Source organism: Frankia sp. AvcI1 (assembly GCF_001420875.1).
Lineage (GTDB): Bacteria > Actinomycetota > Actinomycetes > Frankiales > Frankiaceae > Frankia > Frankia alni.
Genome location: NZ_LJFZ01000001.1, coordinates 337191 through 359770, shown reverse-complemented (window position 1 = coordinate 359770; position 22580 = coordinate 337191). Strand labels below are relative to the sequence as shown.

Here is a 22580-nt window from a genome sequence, read left to right as displayed (position 1 = left end):
CACGCTGGATACCTGGCATGTGATCGCGGTGCTGTACAACGGCGCCGCCAGCGCGATCTATCTGGACAGTCGAACTGCCACCGTGACCGGTACCACCGGCACCGGCGCCTCTGNCGCCCTGCCGGGGCTGCGGTTGGGCACCAACAGCGGCGCGAACTCGAACTGGTACGACGGCGAACTGGCCGAGCTCGCCGTGTACGGCAGAACGCTGAGCGGCGGGGAGCTGGCCGCGCTGATGAGCTGGTANGGCACCCGCTACGGCATCACGATCTCATGAGCAATCCGCCCGTTTTCCAGGTCGGCCAGGGGGACACCCAGCCGACGCTCACCGACACCCTNCTCAACCCGATCAGCCGCAGCCCGCAGGACCTGACCGGGGCCGCGGTCCGATTCGTGGCCCGTCCCACCGTGGGCGGCGGGGTGGTCATCAACGCGCCCGCGCAGGTGGTGTACGCGGCAGGCGGCCTGGTCCAGTACCCCTGGACGCTCCAGGACACTGCCGCCCCGGGGGATCTGGCCGGGGAATGGCACGTCACGCTGCCCGGGGGGGCCAGCGAGACCTGGCCGCTGCACACCTGGTCCCNGATCCGCGTGGTGGCGGCGCTNGCCAACTCCAGTGCCAGCCCGGATCCGGCCCCGCTGCTGCCGATCCCGTGGATCAGCGCCGACGACGTCGCGGCCCGACCGCGCATGGCCCGTGTCGACCGCCGGGTGCTCCAGCAGTGTGCCGAGGCGGCCAGCGAGGTCCTCTACCTGCGGTCCGGGCGGCTCTACCCCGGGCTGCTCACCGCGACGATGCGCCCGAGCGCCGACCCGCTGCCTGGCCGGATCGGCACGGGCCTCGGCACGTTCGCCGGCTGCTACGGCTATGCCAGCGGGGACGTGTGGACGGCGCTCACCCCGGACCGGGTGTACGACCGCCGCGATGCCGGCGGCGACCCGCCGGCCGTCGACCTCGGGGTGTACCCGCTGCGCAGCATCGTCCAGGTGCTGCTGGACGGGCAGATCATCCCCCCGGCTGAGTACCGCATCGACGAGCAACGGTGGCTGGTGCGCGTGCGGCCCACCGCCGCCGCAGTCCCCACCGGCCGCTACGGCTGGCCCTCCCACCAGCAGCTCGACCTTCCCCCCACCGAACCGGGCACGTTCGCCGTGACCTGCACCTACGGCACCGCACCCCCGGCGATGGGCAAGCTGGCCGCGGCCGCGCTGGCTGCCTCCATCGCTCAGCTACTGGGCTACCCGGCGACCGGCGCGACCCTGCCGGCCCGCACCACGGCCGTGAAGCGTGCCGGCGTCACCGTCGAGCTGGCGAACCAGGCGTTGGACGCCGAGGGCGGGGTCGGGGTCCCTGAGGCAGAGCTGTTCCTCGGCACGGTCAACCCGGACAGGCTGNGACGGATGCCCACCGTGTGGACACCGGACCTCGGCAGCACCCGCAGATCAGGAGGCTGACATGCCCACCACCCTGCAGATCCTCGGCCCCGTGCTGTACGGCCGGCTGGAACGTGCCGGGGCCAGCGCGGACGAAATCGACCAGCTGGCCGCCGAGCATCGCCACCCGCAGCAGGCCGCGGACCTGGCAGCGGAAGTGGCCCGCATCGGGGACCAGGCACTGGCCGCCTACCTGCAACGGCGCCGCGATGCCGTGCCCCGTCCGAGTGGCCATGTCCCGCGCGGCGGGCAGGCCCGCTCCCCCCGGCACGCGAATCCCGCCCAGCCAGCCCCCAGCGACCCACCCCCACCGTCTACCGCCGAGGGCGACCTACCCCCGGTGGACGGCGGTGACCGCTAGGCTGGACAGCGAGGGACACGGACCCCCTCCCGCACGTCGCCCACCGCCTGGCGGTGGGCTGACCGTCACCGGTGTGGGGTCCGATGCTGTCCACCCTGGAACGCCAGCAGATCATCACCGCGGTCCGCGGCGACCCGGACCGGGCTGCTCGCACACTCACCTCCCTGCAACACCGAGGCATCGCCTCCGACGACCCTGAGCTGGTCGCGACGCTGAGCGCCGTCGCGCAGGCCCCCGACCCGTCAGCGACCAGCACCTCCAGCGCGGCTCACCGCCCGGCCGAGCAGATCCCGGCCGAACCCACTCCCCTCCCGTCCGACACCACGGGGCGGGCCGACACCGGGCTGCCCGGCCGCCGCGAGCCGCCCGGGCGGCGCGGTCGCGCTCCGACCGGGCGGCGAGGCTGATATGGCCCTGGCCGCATCCGCGCTGGCCGCCCAGGGCCGTCGCGTCCTCGCCGTCGTCGAGGCCGGCTTCCAGCAGGCCGGGGTGCCCCTGCCGGACCGCCGGTACACCGCCCCCGGCCAGGTGGCCCCGGCTGACGACGAACAGCTGGTGGTGCACCTGGTAGGGCTGGCTGCCGGGCATCCCGGCGAGCAGGTCGCTCTGTGGCAGCGGCCCCCGGCAGCGTTCCGCACGGCCACCTGGCAGGTCAGCATCCTGCGGGCCGTTCACGTCCAAGGCCAGGACGGCGCGTACGCCCCCGACCCGCTCGACGTCGCCGCCGACGCGGACGCGGCGTGGATCGATGTGGCCGTGCTCCAGGACCTGCTGGAGCACGCCCGCCGCGGACATCTTCTGGTCGGCCCCGGGGTGCCGATCGTCATCTCCCCCATCACGCCGATCGGCCCGCAGGGCGGGCTGGCCGGGGTGCAGGCCCAGGTGGGCCTGGCGCTCGAGCAGGCCCCGGTCCGGTGAGCGCCCGGTGGGTGCCGAACCCGGCCGGACAGGCCGAGTTCTTCGTCAGCCTGACTGGTCCGGTGGGTCGGGAGGTCTACCGGCGCGGGACGGTGCTGCTGGTCGCGGCCCGCAGGCAGGTGGGCGTTGCCGTGCCCGACCCGCTGGGCCGGGCCCGTGACCGGCGTGTCGGGCAACTGCGGGACAGCCTGACCATCCAGCCGATCGCGAGCCCTCTGGGCCCGTCGGTGCGGGTGGGGTCCGCGGATCCGATCGCGCTGCTCCACCACGAGGGCAGCCGACCCCACACGATCTTCCCTCGCCGCCGGGACGGCGTTCTGCATTTCTACTGGCCGCAGAAAAACACCGGGGTGTTTCTCCNCAAAGTGAACCATCCGGGGACCGCGCCGAACCGATATCTGTCGGACAACCTGCACCTCACCATCACATAGAACGGACGGACATGCCCGAGCTGAGGATCGATGTTCACCCGGCAGAGACGGCAGACCCGGTCATCATCCGGATCGCGATGCACCGCAAGGATCTCACCGANCCGGAGATCCACACCTTCCACGGGGTGGACTCGGCGCCTTTTCTTCACATGCTGCGGTTCGGTCTGGCCGAGCACACCGGAGATGAGGCACTGGGCGCGGCCGCGATGGTCGATTTCGTCCGCGGAGTTGTCGTGGAGGAGGAGCAGGAACGTTTTCAGCGGCTGCTGATGACGACTTCGGGTGGCGTAACAGTCGATGACCNCTATTTCGAGAAGCTGTTCCGAGGACTGATGGAAATGTATTCACGGCGCCCTACCCGGCGCTCGCTCGACTCCTCGCCAACGGGGCCGCCTACTGGGGTGACTACGGACCCCGCCTGGAACGGTCCGGTGTTGACCCCGCAACCACCGCTGCTCACCGGGTAGTCGCGCATCTGTATGCGCTGATCGTCGATGACATGACCTCTGCGTGGGCCAGCCGGGCAGAGGTCCGTCAATCCCTGGACGACCAGTTGGCGAAGCCGCTACCGGGCCGCAGCGGCGCGCAGGCCACACCCCACCCGGATGACCCACACGATGCGGAACGGATCCGCAAATACGGGCCGAATCCCTGGGCGCAGGACGAGGCCGCGTTGCAGCGGGCCTGGGCGATGACCGGCGGCTGACCCGACATTCCCCGTGCGACGGGCGGGAAGGAGGTGCAAGGCGATGCAGAGCGTCGTCGGTGAGGCATGGGCGATGGTCAATGCCAATACCAAACCGGCGCTCACGCAGATCAATGCTTTCTTTGACAAGGCGATGAGCCGCGAGCTGGTCATCAAAACCCGGGCCGACATCTCCCAGGTGCGGGCCAGCTACGACCAGGTCAAGGTGATGGCCCGCGACCTCAAGCCCGTCGTCCGCCTGGACGTCGACGGCCGGCAGGTCATGCGCGGCCTGGACCGGGTTGAGGTGATGGCCCGCGACATGCGGCCCACCGTCCGACTGGACGTCGACGGCCGGCAGGTCATCCGCGGCCTGGACCGGGTGGATGCCATGGCCCGCGACATGNGCCCCACGGTGCGGGTCAACGCCGATACGGCCGCGGCCCAACGGCAGATCCAGCAACTACGCGCCGAGATCGCCGGGGCGGAGGCGGCCGGCTCTGCCGGGGCAGCAGCCGTGCAGGGCAGCAGTTTCCTCGGCGGCGGGCTGCTCGGCCAGTTGAAAGACGTCGCGGCCATCCTTGGCGTTCTGGAAGGCGTTCACGGGCTTGCCACGGCCGCGCATCAGACGCAGGATTTCGAATTCCGCCTGAAGGACCTGGCCACCGGGGCCGGTGAGGCCACCGGAAATCTCGGGATGATCGCCGACGGGCTGAAATCGATGTCCACCCAGGTCGGCGTCACCGCAATCGAGCTGGAAAAAGGGATCTACTCGATCGAGTCGGACGGGTATCACGGGGCCGCGGCACTCCAGGTCCTGCACGCCGNAGCCGAAGGGGCCCGCACCGGAATGGCGGACATGGAGACGGTCTCCACGTCCCTGATGACCGTGATGCGCTCCTATGAGATTCCGGTCGGCCAGGCCAACCGGGCCATGTCCATCATGGTGGAGACCGTTGCACACGGCGGTGTCCGCATGCAGGACATGGCGTTGGGCATGAAAACAATCGCGCCGGTCNCAAATTCACTTCATGTGCCATTGGCTGAGGTCACCGGGGCGATGGCCACCATCACCTCGGTCACCCATGACGCCGCGTCGGCCGGCACCGGGATGCGATTCATGCTCCAAAGCATGGCCGCGCCGTCGCGAGAGGCGGCCGCGGCCATGGCCGAGGTGGGGCTGGAAGCCACGCAGGTCCAGCACTCCCTGGCAGAGAAAGGTCTGGTCGCCACTCTCCAACTGATCGAGCAGCACATCGGGACGACGTTCCCGAACGATGCTGCCCGCCAGGTCTCAGCGTTGCATNCCATCGTCGGCGGCACCCGGGGATTCACCGCGGCAGTGCAGCTCACCGGCCCTCACATGCAGGAGCTGATCGCCAACACGCGGGATATCAGTGAGGCAGCGAACCGGGCGGGTAAGAACGTGGCCGGCTGGAGCACGGTCACCTCCACGCTGCGGTTCCAAGTCGACCGGGCCAAAGCCGGGCTGAGCACGTTCGGCATCGAAGCGGGNACCGTCGTTCTGCCGATGGTCACCCTGCTGCTCAAGGGGCTGCTGGACCTGGCCGGGGCGGTCGGCGGGACGCTAGCCGCGGCGATCCGCACGGTCAGCCCGCTGTGGCGTGCCCTGATCGAGGGGTTTCGGGCCGGGCCTGGGGCCGATCCCGGCTCCGGGGTGCTGGGGTTCCTGCGTCGNCTGGGCGCGTTCGCCCACAGCACGCTGCACACCGTCCGGGCCGACTGGGATGCGCTGGTCGGCGCGATGCGCGGGCAGGCGCTGTCCCCGCAGGTCCGTTCCGGCTGGCTGGGCAGCCTCACCGGGGACATCGCAACCGCGCGGGGGCTGTGGACCGGGTTCGCCGGCGGGCTGCGCGGCCAGTTCCAGCCCCCCACCCGGGACCCGGCCGGGACGCTGACGCTGCGCCCGGGACGGCCCGCGCCGCAGGGGGCAGCCGGGGCGGCGGCCGCGGCCGGGTCGGCGGTGCGCGCGGTGGGCCGGCAGGTCACTCCGGCGCTCACCCTCGCGCGGGGCGGCTTCGAGGGGCAGCTGAATCCCGGGGAGATGCTGGGCTGGCAGTCGGTTGCCGTCCGGGCCGGACGCCTGGCCCGTGAGGCGTTCGACGGGGCCGGTGAGGCGATCCGAGGGATGACCTCGGCGGTGCGCCTGGCGGTCGGCTGGGGTGAGCGGCACCAGGCGTTGGTCCGGAGCTGGGCCGTCGGTATCGGGCTGGTGGTGGGGGCCATCGGCGCGTGGCGCCTGGCGACCGGTGCGCTGGCCGCCGCGCAGACGCTGCTCAACGCGGTGATGGTCGCCAACCCGATCAGCTTGCTCGTGATCGGGATCGGGCTGCTGGTCGGGTCCCTGATCTATGNCTACCGGCATGTGTCGTGGTTCCACGACGGTGTCAGAGCCGCGTTTTCCGGTATCGAGACCGCCGGCCGGGAAGTCTGGTCCGTTGTCTCGGAGGCAATCAGCGCCTTCATCGCCGGACCGCTGAGCTGGATACGCGGAGAAATCGGCGTCTTCGTCGATTTCTGGCATAACAACGGTGAGCAGATAAAAGCATTGTGGCGGGAAACATGGGCGATCGTCGAAACCGATTTCCGTGTTTCCTGGGCCGTCATCTCCGGTGCGATTCAGTTCGCCCTGAACTCCCTGCTGATTTACTGGCGGATTACCTGGGATCTGGTCAAGGGGTCCGTGGTCCTCTCGTGGACGCTGATACACGACGCGATCAAGACCGCGCTCGATCTGATCCTTGGCATTGCCNCCATTTTCATCGACATTTTCACAGGGCGCTGGGGGAAGCTCTGGGGTGACGTGAAAAGTCTGGTCAGCACCGCCTTCCACGATGTCACCAGGTTCTTCTCCGACTTCGGATCGGGCGCCCTCACCCTGCTCTATACCGCCGGCAAAGACATCATCGACGGGATGATCAACGGCCTGAAGGATGCCGGGAAGACGGTGTGGACCACCATCAAGGATATCGGCACCTCGATCATCGACGGGGTCAAACACTTTTTCGGGATCAAGAGCCCGTCCACCGTCATGGCCGATATCGGCGGTCACATCGTCGGCGGACTGATCAAGGGCATCGTATCAAGTGGGGCCGGCATGGGAGGCATCTTCGACAAAATCTTCTCCGGTGCGTTGCAGGACCCCTGGGGCTGGGTCGTTCAGCACCTGGACGACCTGGGCTCGATCCTGGAGAAAGTCCCCGGGCTGGCCACNGGCCTAGCCAAGAAGGCGGNCAGCGGGGCTCTCTCCGGCCTTGAACACCTGGGCTCCTCTGCCCTGCATGCCATATTCGGTGGTGGGGCAGAGAAGGGCCTTTCCGCGGACCTGACCGCGCTCATCACGCAGTCCCTGGCCATCAACGGGCTGCCGGCCAGTTGGGCCCCGGACATGGCCCGGCTGGTCCAACTGGAATCGGGCGNCAACGCTCGGGCAGTCAACCCAACCGCGGTTCTGGGGCAACACGCCACCGGCCTGGTGCAGATGCTGCCGTCCACCTTCCGCGCGCACATGCTGAGCGGATTCGGGGACATCTTCAACCCGCTGGACAACCTGATCAGCAGCGAGCGGTACATCAAGGACACCTACGGCAGCCCCGACCGCATCAAAAACCTGTACTCCGGCTCCTACCTGGGCTACGACTCCGGTGNCATTCTGCCCCCCGGCCACAGCCTGGTCCTCAATGCCACCGGGGCAGGGGAGCCTGCGGCCGTGTTCACCCCCGGCCAGTGGCAGACCCTGCAGAACCTGGCCTCCGGCCGGTCCGGGGGAGCTGCCGGACCGGTGCAGCTCGGAGACATTCACGTCTACCTGGGCGACCGGGAGATCACCGACATCATCGACGTCCGCATCGACGACCGCGACCGCAAAACCGCGGCCGCGTTCCGCGGCGGTATCAAGAGAGGCTGACAGGGAGCCAAAATGGGATTCAGCGCGGCAGCAAAGAATTACATGCTCGATCAGTTGGGGGCCAACAGGGCCCTCTATTTCTCCCTGCACGCAGCCGACCCGGGCGCGGCCGGGGACAGTGAGTTGGCCGGTGGCAGCCCGGCCTATGCCCGTAAGCCAGCGTCCTGGTCGCCGGCCGCGGCCGGCGCGAAGAACCTGGCGAACTCGGTAACGTTCGACGTCCCCGGCGGGGCGACGGTGGCGTTCGTCGGCACGTGGGACTCCGCCAGCGGCGGGGTGTTCCAGGGCGGCGCCCCGCTGGGGACCCCCCAGCCCTACAGCTCCCAGGGCACCTACACGCTGACCAACCCCTCATCCGGCGGCCTGGCCAGCATCGGCGGGTAGCGGATGCTCGCGGTCGACTCCTCCACCCCGCCGCCGGTCCTGGTCCCGGAGTTCACCGGCGGCGGGCCGGCCACCACCGCCCCGTTCACCGCCCCGACCGGGGCGCTGCTGCTGGTGGCCGCGCAGGTGGGCTCCACCTACGCCGGCGGCAGCGTGGGTCCCTGGATCACTGACACCGGCGGCCTGTCCTGGCAGCTTGCCGGCCGGGCAGGGGGGACCAGTGCCTACGACGAGGCGGTGCTGTGGTGGGCCGTGACCACCACAGCAATCCCCCGCACCGTCACCGTGGTCGGGGCCTCAGACAACAGCTATGCCAAGTATGCGCAGGTCATCGTGTTCACCGGGCAGGATCCCGGCAGCCCGATCGGCACCGTCGCGCAGGGCACCGCGACCGGTCTGCTGTCCGTGCAGGTCCCCTGCAGCCGCACCGGCTCCTGGCTGTGGGGGATCTACGCGGACTGGTCCAACGGCGCCGCCCCCACCCCCGGCAGCGGGGTGACCCGATACAGCGCGGCCACCCCGCTGACCGCGGCCACCCTGTACTGCACCGCGGCGGGGGCCGAAGGACAGCCGATGATGCTGTCGACCACCGCGCCGTCCGGGCCGCTGTCCTGGGTGGCCGTCGAAATCCTGCCCGTGGCCGCCTCCGGCACCGGAACCGGCACGGTCAGCGGCCTCGGGACGCTGGCCGTCGGGGAGGGCCACCCCCACACCAGCGGGGCCGCGGCACTGCGCGGCACCGCGGCGCTGTCCGTTCTCGGGGGCTCGGCCGGTCAGCCGGGCGAGGGCTCCGGGCAGATCAGCGGCAACGGGGTGCTCACGGCAGCCGGGGTATGTCACCTCGTCGGCTCCGGGCAGATCCACGAACGGGGCAGCCTGACCGGCCGACCCCTGCTTGGCGGAGTGATCTACGCGGTTCCGAACGTACAGGCAGGTCGGATCGACCTACAGGTGGCATGGACCGGGCCCAACCAGCCCGCGACCGTCACCGTCACCCGCTCCGACCCCACAGGAACAGTCATTCCGGTCCGGTCGGCCGCCCCTGCCACCCTCNCCTCCGGGCAGTGGGTCGGGGCCGACGTCGAGGCCCCCGCCGACCGCCCCGTCTGGTANACGGCCACCGAGCCGGCCGGCAGCGCGGTGATCAGCCAGCCCGTCACCCTGCCCGGCTCCACCGGCTACTGGCTCATCAGCCCCGGCCGCCCGTCACTGTCCATGCGGATCACACCAGCGGAGGACCATGCCACCACCAAGAACCGCACCCTGCCCCAGGGCGTCTTCCAGGTGCTGGGCCGAGAGGANCCGATCGTGGTGTCCGGGCGGCNCTGGGCCCCCACCACCACCCTGAAGATCCTGACGTTCACCGATGAGGAACGGCGCGCGTTGGAGGCGCTGCTCGACGACGGCCAGACGCTGTACTACCGGGCCCCTGCCGCGGACGCCNCCGGGGACGACTCCGGGTACATCGCCGTCGGGGCCTACGACAGCAGTCGCATCGGCTACGGCCTACCTGCCCGCGTGCACACTCTGCCCGTCACCTACACCGGCCGCCCCTCCGGGCTAGGCCGCGCGGCCAGCCCCGGCGACGGCATCGGAGCCGGCGGCGGCACCGGCACCACCTACGGCGGTACCTGGGCCGACGTACTGGCCACCTACCAGACCTGGGCCGACGTGACGCTGGCCAAGACATCGTGGACGGCGCTGGAAACAGCCATCGCGCCGGCCGCGGCCCCGGGGAGCCCGTGATGGCCACCCCGCGCGGGTACCGGCCGCTGGCCGGCAGCCATCGGCGTCCGATGAGCGGCGCGCGCCGGCGGGGACTGCTGGACCGCTCCACGCGCATGCAGGTCACGGTGCTGCTGCGCCCCGCCCAGCCGCTCCCCGACATCGCGGTGCGGATGGACCGCCGCCAGTTCGCGGCCCGCCACGGCGCCCGCGCGCAGGACCTCGCCGCGCTGCGCCTGTTCGCCGCCGAACACGACCTGGACGTCGTCGAGGAGCACCAGCCGGCCCGGACGGTCAAGCTGGNCGGTTCCGTCGGGCAGATGGGCCGTGCCTTCCGGGTCCGGCTGGACCGCTGGGAGCATCCCGGCGGCTGGTACCGCGGGCGCACCGGCCCGGTGCACATACCCGAGGAGCTGGCCGGGGTCGTGGCGGTGCTCGGCTTGGACGACCGGCCGGCACTGCGCACCCACCACCGGCACCGCCCCTCCCCCGGCCCCGATGCCCGCGGGGCGGACAGCCGCTTCTACGCGACCGCGCTGGCCGCGCGGGACCACTACCCGGCGACCGGAGGTGGTCAGACCGTGGCCATCCTGGAGTTCGGNGGCGGCTACAGCCTGCCCGACCTGGCCACCTACTGGTCCGCGATCGGCCACACCCCCCCACAGGTCAGCTCCATCTCCGTGGACGGTGCCGCGAACAGCCCGGGCTCCGACGGCGGCTCTGTCGAAACGATGCTGGACATCGCGATCCTCAGCGCGGTCGCTCCGCAGGCCCGCCAGGCCGTGTACGTCGCCCCGAACACCAGCGCCGGCTTCGTGGATGCCTACCTCGCGGCCATCCACGACACGGTGACCAGCCCGTGCGCGATCAGCCTGAGTTGGGGCAGCGCCGAACAGAACTGGACCCCCGCGGCCATCAGCGCCCTGGAGGATGTTCTACACACCGCCGCGCTGTTCGGGATCACCTGCACCTGCAGCTCCGGGGATGACGGCAGCTCCGACGGGGTCCACGACGGCCTGGCGCACGCAGACTACCCGGCCAGCAGCCCGTGGATGCTGGCCTGCGGCGGCACCACGCTGGTCCGCACCGGCCAGACGATCACCGATGAGGTGGTCTGGGACTGGGGCGAGGCAGACGGCAACAGCGGCGGCGGCATCTCCGACCTGTTCGACCTACCGGACTACCAGGCCAGCACCAACATCCCCCCGTCCATCAACCCGCGCGGCCGTATCGGCCGCGGCGGCCCGGACGTTGCGACCGCGGCCGCGGACGGAACCAGCATCGTGCTGGTCGGCGGCCAGTGGGCCGTCATCGGCGGGACCAGCGCGGTGTCCCCGATGCTGGCCGGACTCGCCGCCCAGCTCACCCAGACGCTGGGCTACCGCGTCGGCCACCTGCACCCCTTCCTGTACCGCAACCCGCAGGTCTGCCGCGACATCGTGGCCGGAAACAACCGGGGGTACAGCGCCCGCGCCGGCTGGGATGCGTGCACCGGGCTGGGGGTGCCGGACGGGGCCGCACTGCTCAGCGCCCTCTACCCGGCGCGGCTCACCGCGACCGTGTCCACCTCCGGCAGCACGGTGGACCTGTCGCTGCGGTGGCCGCAGTTCACCACGGCGACGATCTACCGGGTGGGGCCGGACGGGGTGAGGACCCCGATCGCCGGTGCCACCCCGGCCACNCTGACCGGCGGGGTATGGACCGGGTCGGACCCGGCCGCCCCCACCAACACCCCGGTGCACTACCAGGCCGTCGACGGCGAGCTCGCAGCCAGCTCGATGATCTCCAACACGGTCACGGTCACGGCCCTGCTGGTCAGCCAGCAGTTCCTCGATGCCCTGCGCGGCCCGCACTCCATGACCGCGCGGATCGTGCCCTACGTCGGTTCCACCCGGGTGCAGATCCCCGGCTACCCCGACGGGCTACCCGTGGTCNACGGCCAAGTCCAGGTGGATGCCACCCAGCGGATCCGCCGGNAGTTGACCTGCACCATCGCCGCCCCGGGGCTGTCCCCCTGGCAGGTGACGGACCTGCTGTCCGGGGTCAACGGCGTCGAACTTTACGTCAGCTGGGGGCTGGTCTACCCGGACGGCAGCATCGAGTGGTGCCCGCTGGGCCTGTTCCACCTCGAGGAAGCCGACGCGGTCGTGGAGAGTTCCAGCGGGGTGTCGTTGACCCAGACGTCGGACCGGGGCGGGTTCATCGCGGACTACNGGTTCACCGCCACCACGCAGAGCCTGCCCGGCGCCACCGTGGCCAGCGAGATCGCCCGACTTATGGGCCTGGCCCTCCCCCCAGGGGCGATCAACACCAGTCCGATCATCCGCGCGGATGCCGTCACGGTGGCCGCGNAGATGACATGGACCGACGCCGACCGGTGGGCCGCGATCGGCCAACTGGAGGACGCCATCGGCGCCGAAGGCTACTTCGATGCGCGGGGGCATCCCGTGGTGCAGCCGGTGGCGACCCTGGNCGATCCACCGGTCTGGACGGTCGATGCCGGCCCGGCAGGGGTGATGACCGGCGCTACGCGCCGGGTGGGCCGCACCAGGACGTTCAACGCGGTAGTGGTGCGCGGGGAACGGCTGGATGGGGAGACCCCCGTGCAGGTGATGCTGGTCGACTCCGACCCCAGCAGCCACACCTCCTGGCAAGGGCCGTTCGGCAAGAAGCCGCGGTTCTTCTCCTCACCGCTGATCAGCAACAACGCGCAAGGGGCGGCCGTGGCCGGGGCTCTGCTGGCGCAGGTCACCCCGTGGACCTCGGTCCTGCAGGTGTCCAACATCGTCAACGCGGCGCTGGACGGCTCCCAGGTGATCCAAGCGGTGTATCCGGACGCGCATGCGGAGCGGCAGATCATCGATCAGATGACCATCCCGCTGGTGCCGGGTCAGCCGATGACCATCCAGACGCGTGCCTACACCGCGCCGGCGGAGTCCTGATGGCGGCCCGCCTCGATCTGGCCATGGCGCTGGCCCAGGCCGCGTCCGCCGGGGTGCCGTGGGGGGTGGGGGTGGTCACCGCCGTGAATGCCGACGGCACCCTCGCGTTGCAGGTCCGCGGAGACCCGGACCCGGTGGACCACATCGCCGTGCTGGACTCCTACACCGAGCCGGCGGCCGGCCATGTGGTGCTGGTCCTGCACGGCGGCGGGCAGATGATCGTGCTGGGACGCATCCGCCGCGCCGGCATGGCCCTACCCCCTACCTCTTCACCCCCAACCGGGGATGGGGGTAGCTATGCTGAGCAGGCGACGGGAGGACACGGACCCCGCCCGTCGCCTGCCGACCATCCCCGTGCCGGGGGGCGCCGGCGGTGGCACCACCGAAGGGGTCCGGGTGGGCACGACGTCGATGCAGGGCCTGCCCTACCCGGCCCAGGCTGACCCCCCCAACGGCCCCGGCCAGATCCAGGCGCTCGCCGTCGCCGTCGAACCCCGGCTGGTGATGTCCTACGCGGACGCCTCCGACCGGGACAGCAAGGTCCTCACCCCCTCCGGGGGCATGGTCGCCTGGTTGCAGAACCCGGGCTGCCATGCCGTCTACGACGGCAGCGCCTGGACCGCCACCCCGCGGATCCGGACCGTCGCGAACCGGCTGGCCCGCCTGCAGATCGGCCAGAAGGGCNCCGGGGACATCGCGGTCGAGCAGGACAGCGGCCTGCCCTTTGGTTGGGACGGAGCGGAATGGCGGGGGCTGTGGCCCTCCCGCTACCTGTCCGCGACGTCCGTGCCCGTCACCGGCATCACCAACGAGGTCGGGATCATGCGGCTGGAGGTGCCGGACTACGGCTGCCGCGTCCAGGTCGCGTTCGTCGTCCAGGCATCGATCGCCAAGTCGGAGCCGTCTGACGTGTTCTCCCTCAACGTACGCAACGGCACCGGGCAGACCCCGCCCGCGCTGTCCGGGGCGGTCCTGACCAGCGTGCCGTGGGAGTCCGGGATCTCCGGCTACATCCGGCACGCCCCGGGCAACACCGGGGTGATCTCCGGGGCGTACAGCATCCAGGTCAACGCCCTGCGATTCGGCGGCTCCGGCAACGGCGCGGTAACCACCGCTGCCAGCTACATGTCCGCGGTCGTCACCCCGGTGTGGTCCTGAGATGGGCACGCGGCTGNCACGGACCATGACGGCGCTGCTGGGCGCGCTCGCGCTGCTCATCGCGATCGGAGGACCGGCCTCCAGNGGCGCGGGCGCCACGGTGGGCCTGCAGGCCGACACGGTCACCTGCACCACGGACACCGCCGGGTACTGCACCGTGCGCACGGGGCTGCTCCAGCAGCCGGCGGCGGTCCGGGTGGAGACCGCGCTGCCGGCCCTACACGCAGTCGACCGGGTCACCCCGGCCAGCTTCCGGGTGCGGTTCCTGGGGGTGACCGGCAACCCCCAGGCATCCACCCCCGTGCGCTTCGCGTACACGGCTGTGCTGGGCCGACCCGAGACGCCGCTCGGCCCACCGGGCTCTCCTACCGTCTCCCCGTCCCCCACGACGTCCCCGCCGGCCGGCCCCACCGGGCCGGTGGGGCAGACAGGGGCCTGGACCCTGCCGTTCGCGGATGACTTCACCGGCACCGCGCTGGACCTGAGCCGGTGGGTACTGTGCAACCCGTCGTTTGCCAGCTCCTGCCAGCCGTACAACCGCGAGCAGGAGACCTACAACACCGCCCCGACCGGCAACGGCAATGTGTCCGTCTCCGGGGGACAACTGCACCTGACGGCCACGCAATCCGGCGGGAAGATCTATTCGGGGATGGTGTCCACGGGCCCGGACGTGTTCGGGGCCAACAATCCCGGCTATCACCCGTTCCAGTTCACCTACGGCTACTACGAGGGGCGGGTGCGCGTCCCGAGCGGCAACGGTTTCTGGCCATCGCTGTGGATGTTGCCGGACCAGCGTGTGTACGGCGGCTGGCCGGATTCCGGCGAGGAGGATGTGTTCGAGATCGCTGGGAANGATCCGACCACCGTNCACCTCACCGAGNATGATGCGGTCAGCGGTCAGGCCGGAGACACTGCCACGGCTACCATCACGGGTCCCGATACTGNGGCCGATTTTCATGTCTACGGCTTCGACTGGGAACCGGACCATTTGTCCTGGTACATCGACGGCCACCGGGCCCGGCTGTCGATCTGCACGGAGATCTATGCCGCGAATCATCCCGGGGAATGCAACGGGTATCACGATCCTGCGGCGTTCAAAGCCTATCCGTTCTACCTGATCGCGAATTTGAGTGTCGGTGGGAACTGGCCGCCGCTGCACGGCGNGCCTGATAGCACCACGCGGTTTCCGGCCTCGATGGACCTTGACTATTTGCGTGTCTGGCAGCGCGTATGAGCGGGGGCTGGAAGGTGACACGGGTGCGCAGGGTCCGACGCTGGTGGGGCGGCCGGCCTGCGGTCTTGGTCACGGTCGGGATGCTGGTGGCAGCCGGGGTGGGGGTGACGGTAGGGACCGCCCTGCCGCAGCAGCCGCGGCAGGTCACGGCCACCGTCGCGTTGCAGGCCGACACGGTCACCTGCACCACAGACCCCTCCGGCTACTGCACGGTCGGCCTGCAGATGCTGCCGGTGCCGGCAGCGGTGGTGGTGGAACCGACCGCCCCGCTGATCCACGCGGTCGACCAGGTCACCGCGAGTGCCTTCCGCGTGCAGTTCCTGACCTCGACCGGGGCGCCGGCGGCCAGCCGGCAGATCACCTTCGGGTACACCGCCTACGCAGGAGGCAATCCGGGGCCGGGGCCGGCCCCGACCTCGACAGCGCCGACCGTGACCCCGACCGGGGCACCGGTGCTGTCCACCACCATCGAGGACACCGCGATCGGGACGACCACCAACACGGTGTCCTACGCCCCGGCCGCGAACTGGCATCAGTGCGCCGCCGGCTGCAACACCGCCGTGGCCAGCACCGCGAACAGCTCCTACCGATGGGCCTCGGCCACCGGGGACAAGGTGACGATCACCTGGGCCGGGGTGCAGCTGAAGGTCTACGGCGTCAAGGAACCCCAGGGCGGCATCGACAGCATCGCCACCGACGGGGCCGGCCAAGGCACGGCCGACTGGTATCGCGCGGCAGGGCAGGCCCCGGACCTGGTGTGGACCTCACCGGTCCTGGCCAGCGGCAACCACACCACCGTCATCACCCTGACGGGACAGCACAACCCCCAGGCGACCGGCGGGCCGACGCTGACCTTCGACAAGGCCGACGTGTACTCCGTCGGGGTCGCCCCCACCACGACCCCGTCCGCGTCCCCGTCGGTGTCCCCGACCGGCGGTGGCGGTGCGGGCAACGGCCCGCTGTCCGGGCTGCCGTGGCTGTCCGGGATCAACGGCGGAGATCAGGTCCAAGGGTTCGGGAACTGGCGGGGCCGCGCGGTCGACCTGGACCTGGCCTACACCGACCGGACCTCCTGGGGCGGGGTCACCAACAGCGCGTGGATGTTCAACGCGGTCGGCGGCTGGCCGGGCCGCATGTCGATCAGCCAGCCGCTGTTCCCGCAGAACGTCGGGGCCAGCATCGGGGCCTGCGCCAGCGGGGCCTATGACTCCTACTGGCGGCAGTTCGGCACGGTGCTGGTCAACAACGGTCGCGCGAACTCCATCGTCAGGGTGGGCTGGGAGTTCAACGGCACCTACATGTACTGGCATCCCGACAACGACGCTGGACCGTTCATCGGCTGCTTCCAGAAGATCTCAACGGCGATCCGGGNCACCGACCCGCAGGTAGTGATCGACTGGACGATCAACGGGCACAGCACCCCGCCGGGGGTGTGCGGCGGAAGCGCCTTCAACTGCTATCCGGGCGACACCTACGTGGACGTGATCGGCACCGACAACTACGACCACTACCCCCCGTCCCCGAATCAGGCCGCATGGAATTCCTCCTGCAACGCCTCGGAAGGTATCTGTTCGGTCCTGACGTTCGCCAGGAACCATCACAAGCTGTTCTCCGTGGGCGAGTGGGGGATCAACCACAATCCCACCGCGGTTGGCCAGGGTAACGCCGGAGGCGACAACCCCTTCTACATCCACCGCATGTGGGATCTGTTCCAGTCCGCGAAAGGCACTCTGCTCTATGAAGCCTATTTCGACGACTGTGAGCAGACCAACGTCGCCTCCACGCTGTACCGGTCCTGCGGACCGAACAATCCGCAGGCCTCCGCGGCCTACCTCAGTCACTACCACCCATGAGAGGAGGGTGGGATGACCGAGTCGGCAGCGTCCCCGGCCCCTGGGGAATGGGCGGCTGACCATGGACGGTTCCGATCCGCTCGGCCCCCTGCTGAGCCAGGGCATCCTCGGCGTGGTCCTCGTGNTGGNGATCTCCCTGGGCGTGCGGGTCTACCGGGAGATGAAAGCGGTGCACGCCCGGGAACTCGAGGCACGGGACACCCAGATCGCGGCGCTGCGGGAGGACAGGGCCGCAGTCGAGGCGGCACTGGCGGAGGAGACCAGGTTCGTACGGGACGAGGTCATGCCGGCGCTGACACGGTCGGTGGATCTGGCCCAGGAGTACGTGGAAGTGCTCTCCCGGCGCGCGCAGGGCGGGCCATGACCGGTAACCCGGCAGTGCGCGCCCAGGTCCTCGATGCCCGGCAGGTGCTGGCCGAGGCACGGCGGATCTGCCGGGAGTTGACCGCCGTCCTGACCGGCCTGGCCGCTCTGGCGGACCAGACGCATGATCCCCACCACAGCCCGCAGGAAGGGGGCGGCGGTGCCTGAATCCCGACGCAACGCGGCCGGCGAGGCCGGCGGGCTGCCAACCGCCGTACGCCAGCTCACCACCGACATGGCCGCTCTCACCAACAGCATCGACCGGCTGGAGGCCACCACCGCGGCCGCCACCCAGCGGGCCCGGCGGCGCATCGCCGGGCTGCTGGTCGCGGTGCTGCTGCTGGCCGCAGCCGCGGCCAGCATCGGAGGGATCCAGCACCGCAACCAAAGCGAGTTCCGCCGGGTCCGGGCCGGGTTGATCGAGGCATGCCAGGCCCGGCAGGCCTCCGACGCCGCGTTGCGCGCGAAGAACCAGCAGTTGCGCGANGACGCCCACGGCTTGGCCGAGGAGATGGCCGGCGGGCCGTACGCAGACCGGCTGGGCCCGGTGATCACCTACCTGCGTCAGGAAACCGCGGCCTACCAGGCGTATCTGGCGGCGATCCCGCAGCCGGTGAACTGCACGGTGAGGTACCAGCGATGACCGTTCTGGTGCCCTCCTTCACCTGGCGGCCGGTGGACGCCCACTACCAGCAGGCCATGCGGCCGATCGGTCTGGTGCTGCACGTCGCGCAGGCCGCCGGCAGCCTGTACGGGGCGTTCTCCCATCCGGACAGCACCACGTCGTCTCACCTGTGGGCCGGGATGAACGGCGAGCGTGAGCAGTACGTCTCCCTGGACCAGCCAGCCTGGGCCCAGATGGTCGGCAACCGGCTGTATGCCTCCATCGAGACCGCTGGATGGTCCGACCAGCCGTTGACCGCCGCGCAGCTGGAGACCGTGGCGGTGGCCTACGCCACCGGGATGGTCATCTACGGATGGCCGGCGCAGGCCACGGACACCCCGGGGGCGCCCGGACTGATCCTGCACTCCGCCGGCGGGGCCGCGTGGGGGAACCACGCCTGTCCGGGCCCGATCCGCGCCGCACAGCGCCCGGCGATCCTCACCCGCGCCCAGCAGATCGTTCAGGAGCTCACCATGCCCGCAGAGCAGATCACCCCGGACCAGGAGCGGGACATCGCCGCCGGTTCGGCCGCAGCGACGCTCAGCCTGCTGTGGACACAGATGCAGGACGCGGCCATCCAGGCTCAGCAGCCCCTGCGGCAGGCCACCCCTGGCGGGGCCCTCTACGCCACCTACCGCAAAGCCGGCCGGCTGGAGGCGGGGGTGAGCTGGCTGATCGACAGCATCGAGGCGATCGCCACCCACTTCGGGGTTCCGCTGCCACCTCGGCCACCGGACTGGNCGCCCCCTACCGCTGCTGCCACCCCTTACCCACTCACCCAGGAGTGACCATGAACGTGCGTCCGGGTCTACTGACCTCGGAGGGGATCAGCATGCTGATCACCCAGGTGCTGGCCGTCATCGCCTTGGTCGACCCCGGCATCGGGGACGTCCACCGCTTCGATGGGCTGGTTCAGGCCGTGGGGGTGGTGGCCTCAGCGATCGCCACCGCTCTCTACTCCCATGNCCGCAGCCGGGTGAAGGCCGCGGCTCTGCACGCGGCGGCCCGCAGCAGCGCGCCGTCCGGANGGGAGATCTGACCGTGGTCGACGACATCAAGATCCTGGACTGGGCGGGCAGCCGGTATCCGCTGGGCCGCCACTTCCATCTCGATCCCCGTTCCCTGGAGTTCGCCCACGAGGCGCTGCCCGACTCGGCGCTGCACAGCGTGGAATGGACCCGACGCGCGCCGATTTTCGATCAGGGGCAGTTGGGCTCCTGCGTCGGAAACGCGGTCGCCGGGATCGTCGGCACGGACGCCGCGGGCTACACCGGGCGCACCACGGTCACCCTCACCGCCGACAAGTTCGGCATCCTGCGCGCCGGCAGCCGCCAGGTCGACGAGAAGCTGGCGGTCGACTTCTACCACCTGGCAACCTGGCTGGACGACGTCAACGGCCACTGTCCGCCCACCGACACCGGCAGCACCGGCCTGGGCGGCGCCAAGGCGTTGCAGGCGGCCGGGCTGGTGCGCCGCTACACCCATGCCTTCGACATTCAGGCGTTGCGCTCCGCGTTGCAGTCCGGACCGGTCGCCGCCGGCACCCTGTGGCTGAATTCCATGTTCGAGCCGGACCGCAACGGGTTGATCCCGGTGGTTCGGTCCAGCGGGCTGGCCGGCGGCCATGAGTACGTCATCGTTGCGTGGGATGCCACCCACGACCGGTACAGAATCGCGAACTCATGGGGGTTGAGCTGGGGGCAGGGAGGATATGGGTATCTGGCCGGTGCGGATCTGGCCTGGCTGNTGGCCCAGCAGGGTGACATTGTCGTGCCCCGGCTGGTCAGCGCGTGAGCTGACCAGCTCGGCGGGGTAGTCACCGGCTCCTGCGAGCAGGAGGGGTTGCCCACTCATCCGGCCATCCGCGACGGATAAGAGCGAATTTCTTCGCTGGGATTTCCAGTCCGGTCCGTCCCACCGGGTGCAACGCTGCCAACATGCCCACGTAGATCAGATCCCCGGAGATGGNCGTCCACCGAGTTTCGCTGGCGTCGGTGAGGTGGAGAAGGCCATAGCCGGTCGTGGTGGCCGGGACGCCGGCTACGCGGCACACGAGGCGGTAGGCGTCGTGCTCGAAACGCTCCGGGGTGAGATACGAATACTCTCGGGGCGTGTAAGTGGCCATCTCTGCCTCCAAGCAGTGGCGGCTGCGGGACGGCGCCGCCCCGGCGCGGCGACGTTGACGATCACCCCCAATCATGCCCGACCGACATCTGCCGTCGGCCTTGGGGGCGGAGATGCGCATATGTCGAATCGCATCGGCGATCTCCAGGCATGGAGGTTCACGCAGATGGGATGGCCGGATCGGTGTGCCGGTCTGTCGGACCGGCACACCATGCGCTGGACCGGCCGGGAACAGCCAGATCAGGCTGGTAGCCACCAGCCAGCGCCATGCCCCGGCCACTGGCATAGCACTGGCCTTCATGACGTTCAGTAACTGTCACGCGGATCCGCCCCGGACCGTCCGTGGGCGGCCCGGGGCGGATCCGGGGCGAAATCCGGGCGTGATCGCGCTGTCAGGCAGTGTCAGAGCGCGTCAGCACGGGTCAGCTCACGTCAGNCTCCTTGNAGGTCAGGCCCATGATCGCGATGAGAGTCCCCTGCGCCTGTGGGGGTGTAGTTATAACAGATAACTATGTCCTCATCCCGGCTCTCCAGGGAGAGCGCCAGGAGACGCCGGGGNTGTCCGTCCCGCCCGATCGGCGCACCCTCCCGGCCGGCGCACCCTCCCGGCCGACATAGCCACCTGGAGCCCGGCCGTCCGCGGGGATATGACTGCCCGGCATCACAGATCCCTTGTCGTAGGATCAATCAAGGCTTACTAAGTTACCTACGTTATGACGGTGCGCCGGCCGCTTGGATCACTCCCTCCGATGGGCGTCCCCGCCGTGGCAGGCACGACCGGACGGGGAACGACCCCGCGCACCAGCGCCCGGTACCTCGCCAGCACCAGCACCAGCACGGCCATCGTCTCCAGGGGGATCTGTGTCTTCGTCTCGGAAGGGCCGCTTACGGTTGGCCGCCGGCATCCTCGGCCTGCTCGTGGTGGGCGCCGGGTGCTCGACGGCCAGCCCGCCGGACGCCGACGGATCCTGCNCCNCCCCCGGAGTCACCAAAGACCAGATCAAGCTGGGATTCATCTACCCCGACACCGGAGTCGGGTCGACGCTGTTCGCCTCGGCGAGGGCTGGCGTCGACGCCCGGCTGGGACTCGCGAACGCCGAGGGCGGGGTGAACGGCCGCCGCGTCACCTACGAGTGGCGCGATGACGCGGCGGACCCGGACACGAACGCGCGGGTGGCGCGCGACCTCGTCGAGGACGCCGGGGTCTTCGGGTTGATCATGTCGTCCACGAACGTCTCGGGCAGCGCGAGGTACCTCAGCGACCGCGGCGTTCCCGTCACCGGTCTCGATGCGGAACCGGTNTGGTCGCAGTACNAGAACATGTTCTCCTTCGTCTATCCGACCCAGTCCGCGGTCGACACGTTCGGCACCTACGTCCGCCAGAGCGGCGGCAGGAAGGCCGTCGTGCTCACGCAGCCGCTGTCCGGCGCCGTGACGAGCTTCGGCGACAAGGTCATCCGGAGCATGCGGGCCGCCGGCATCGAGGCGACCGGGCTCACCTACACCGCGGGTGTGGACGACGCCGCCGCCACCGGCCGCCGGCTCGCCGCCGAGGGCACCGACGTCCTGCTCAGCCTGCTCGACGCCCGCTCTCTCGCCGAGATTCTGGGCTCCATGCGGTCAGCCGGCGCGGCGCCGACGGCCACCCTGTCCTTCACCGGGTATGACACCGGCCTGCTNCGCCAGCTCGGCCCGGTGATGGCCGGGGTGTCGATACCGCTGTACTTCCTGNCGTTCGAGGCCGGCGGCCCACCGCTGGAGGAGTACCGCAACGCCGTGCGCCAGTACGCGCCCCAGCTGACCTCGCCCGACCAGGAGTTCGCGCTGCACTCCTACATCGAGACCGACCTGTTCCTGCGCGGCCTGGCCGACGCCGGCGCCTGCCCGACCCGCGCGTCCTTCATCCACAGCCTNCACCGCGTCACGAACTACAACGCGCGCGGGCTGATCGCGCCGATCAGCATCGCCGACGACTTCGGCCGGCAGCAGATCTGCTACGCCTTCGTGCGGGCGAACGCCACGGCGACCGCCTTCGAAGTGACCCAGAAGCAACTCTGCGGAAGGATCCTGCCGGACTGACCGCCGGAAGCCGGCGATCGCCCGCCCCGCTCACCCGCTCACCCGCGCAACGGCGCGACCGCGCCCATCGCCTCGTCGAGCAGCGCGGCAAGCGATGCGTGGCCGCCGGCGTCGCACCACGCGCTCTGGGCGGCGTTGAGGCAGGCCAGGGCGGCCGCGACGACCGCGGCGGCCCGCCGCTCGACCCCGCTGACCCGCCGCTCGACCCCGCTGACCCGCTCGTCGGCCTCCGGTGGACCGGCCGGAGGCTCCGTCCCGGCCGAGGGAACGGGCCTCGCCGACAGATCAGACCGACCG

Annotated in this window: 7 protein-coding genes and 5 pseudogenes; all 12 read left to right on the top strand. The window is 70.4% G+C overall.

Features of this window, described 5'->3' with window-relative positions; translation table 11 throughout:
- Positions 1–1456: 1456 nt before the first annotated feature.
- A complete protein-coding gene (locus UK94_RS01455) occupies positions 1457–1795 on the top strand; it encodes a hypothetical protein (protein WP_055748361.1) in 339 nt (112 codons plus the stop codon).
- Positions 1796–1878: 83 nt separating this feature from the next.
- A complete protein-coding gene (locus UK94_RS01450; protein ID WP_055748360.1) occupies positions 1879–2202 on the top strand; it encodes a hypothetical protein in 324 nt (107 codons plus the stop codon).
- A gap of 1 nt (position 2203) precedes the next feature.
- A complete protein-coding gene (locus UK94_RS01445) occupies positions 2204–2713 on the top strand; it encodes a hypothetical protein (protein ID WP_055748359.1) in 510 nt (169 codons plus the stop codon).
- 735 nt (positions 2714–3448) lie between these two features.
- A partial coding sequence (locus tag UK94_RS36615) for a hypothetical protein (protein ID WP_235486069.1) occupies positions 3449–3850 on the top strand: 402 nt, incomplete at its 5' end.
- Positions 3851–7799: 3949 nt separating this feature from the next.
- Positions 7800–8141 carry a hypothetical protein gene (locus tag UK94_RS01420; protein WP_157734043.1) on the top strand — a complete coding sequence of 114 codons (342 nt, stop codon included), beginning with the start codon at positions 7800–7802 and terminating at the stop codon, positions 8139–8141.
- A gap of 4666 nt (positions 8142–12807) precedes the next feature.
- Positions 12808–13251: a hypothetical protein gene (locus UK94_RS33430; protein WP_011603819.1), complete on the top strand. Its 444-nt coding sequence runs from the start codon at positions 12808–12810 to the stop codon at positions 13249–13251.
- Positions 13252–17413: 4162 nt separating this feature from the next.
- Positions 17414–17584 (top strand): hypothetical protein, encoded by a 171-nt coding sequence (locus tag UK94_RS33425; RefSeq protein WP_157734039.1) that lies wholly within the window; start codon positions 17414–17416, stop codon positions 17582–17584.
- A 3619-nt stretch (positions 17585–21203) separates the two neighbouring features.
- Positions 21204–21505: pseudogene (locus UK94_RS36610) on the top strand (ABC transporter substrate-binding protein); the annotation flags it as partial.
- A gap of 14 nt (positions 21506–21519) precedes the next feature.
- Positions 21520–21883 (top strand): annotated as a pseudogene (locus UK94_RS36605) (ABC transporter substrate-binding protein); the annotation flags it as partial.
- Position 21884: 1 nt separating this feature from the next.
- A pseudogene (locus UK94_RS36600) lies at positions 21885–21935 on the top strand (hypothetical protein); the annotation flags it as partial.
- 1 nt (position 21936) lies between these two features.
- A pseudogene (locus UK94_RS36595) lies at positions 21937–22117 on the top strand (branched-chain amino acid ABC transporter substrate-binding protein); the annotation flags it as partial.
- 1 nt (position 22118) lies between these two features.
- Positions 22119–22283 (top strand): annotated as a pseudogene (locus UK94_RS36590) (branched-chain amino acid ABC transporter substrate-binding protein); the annotation flags it as partial.
- Positions 22284–22580: the final 297 nt, after the last annotated feature.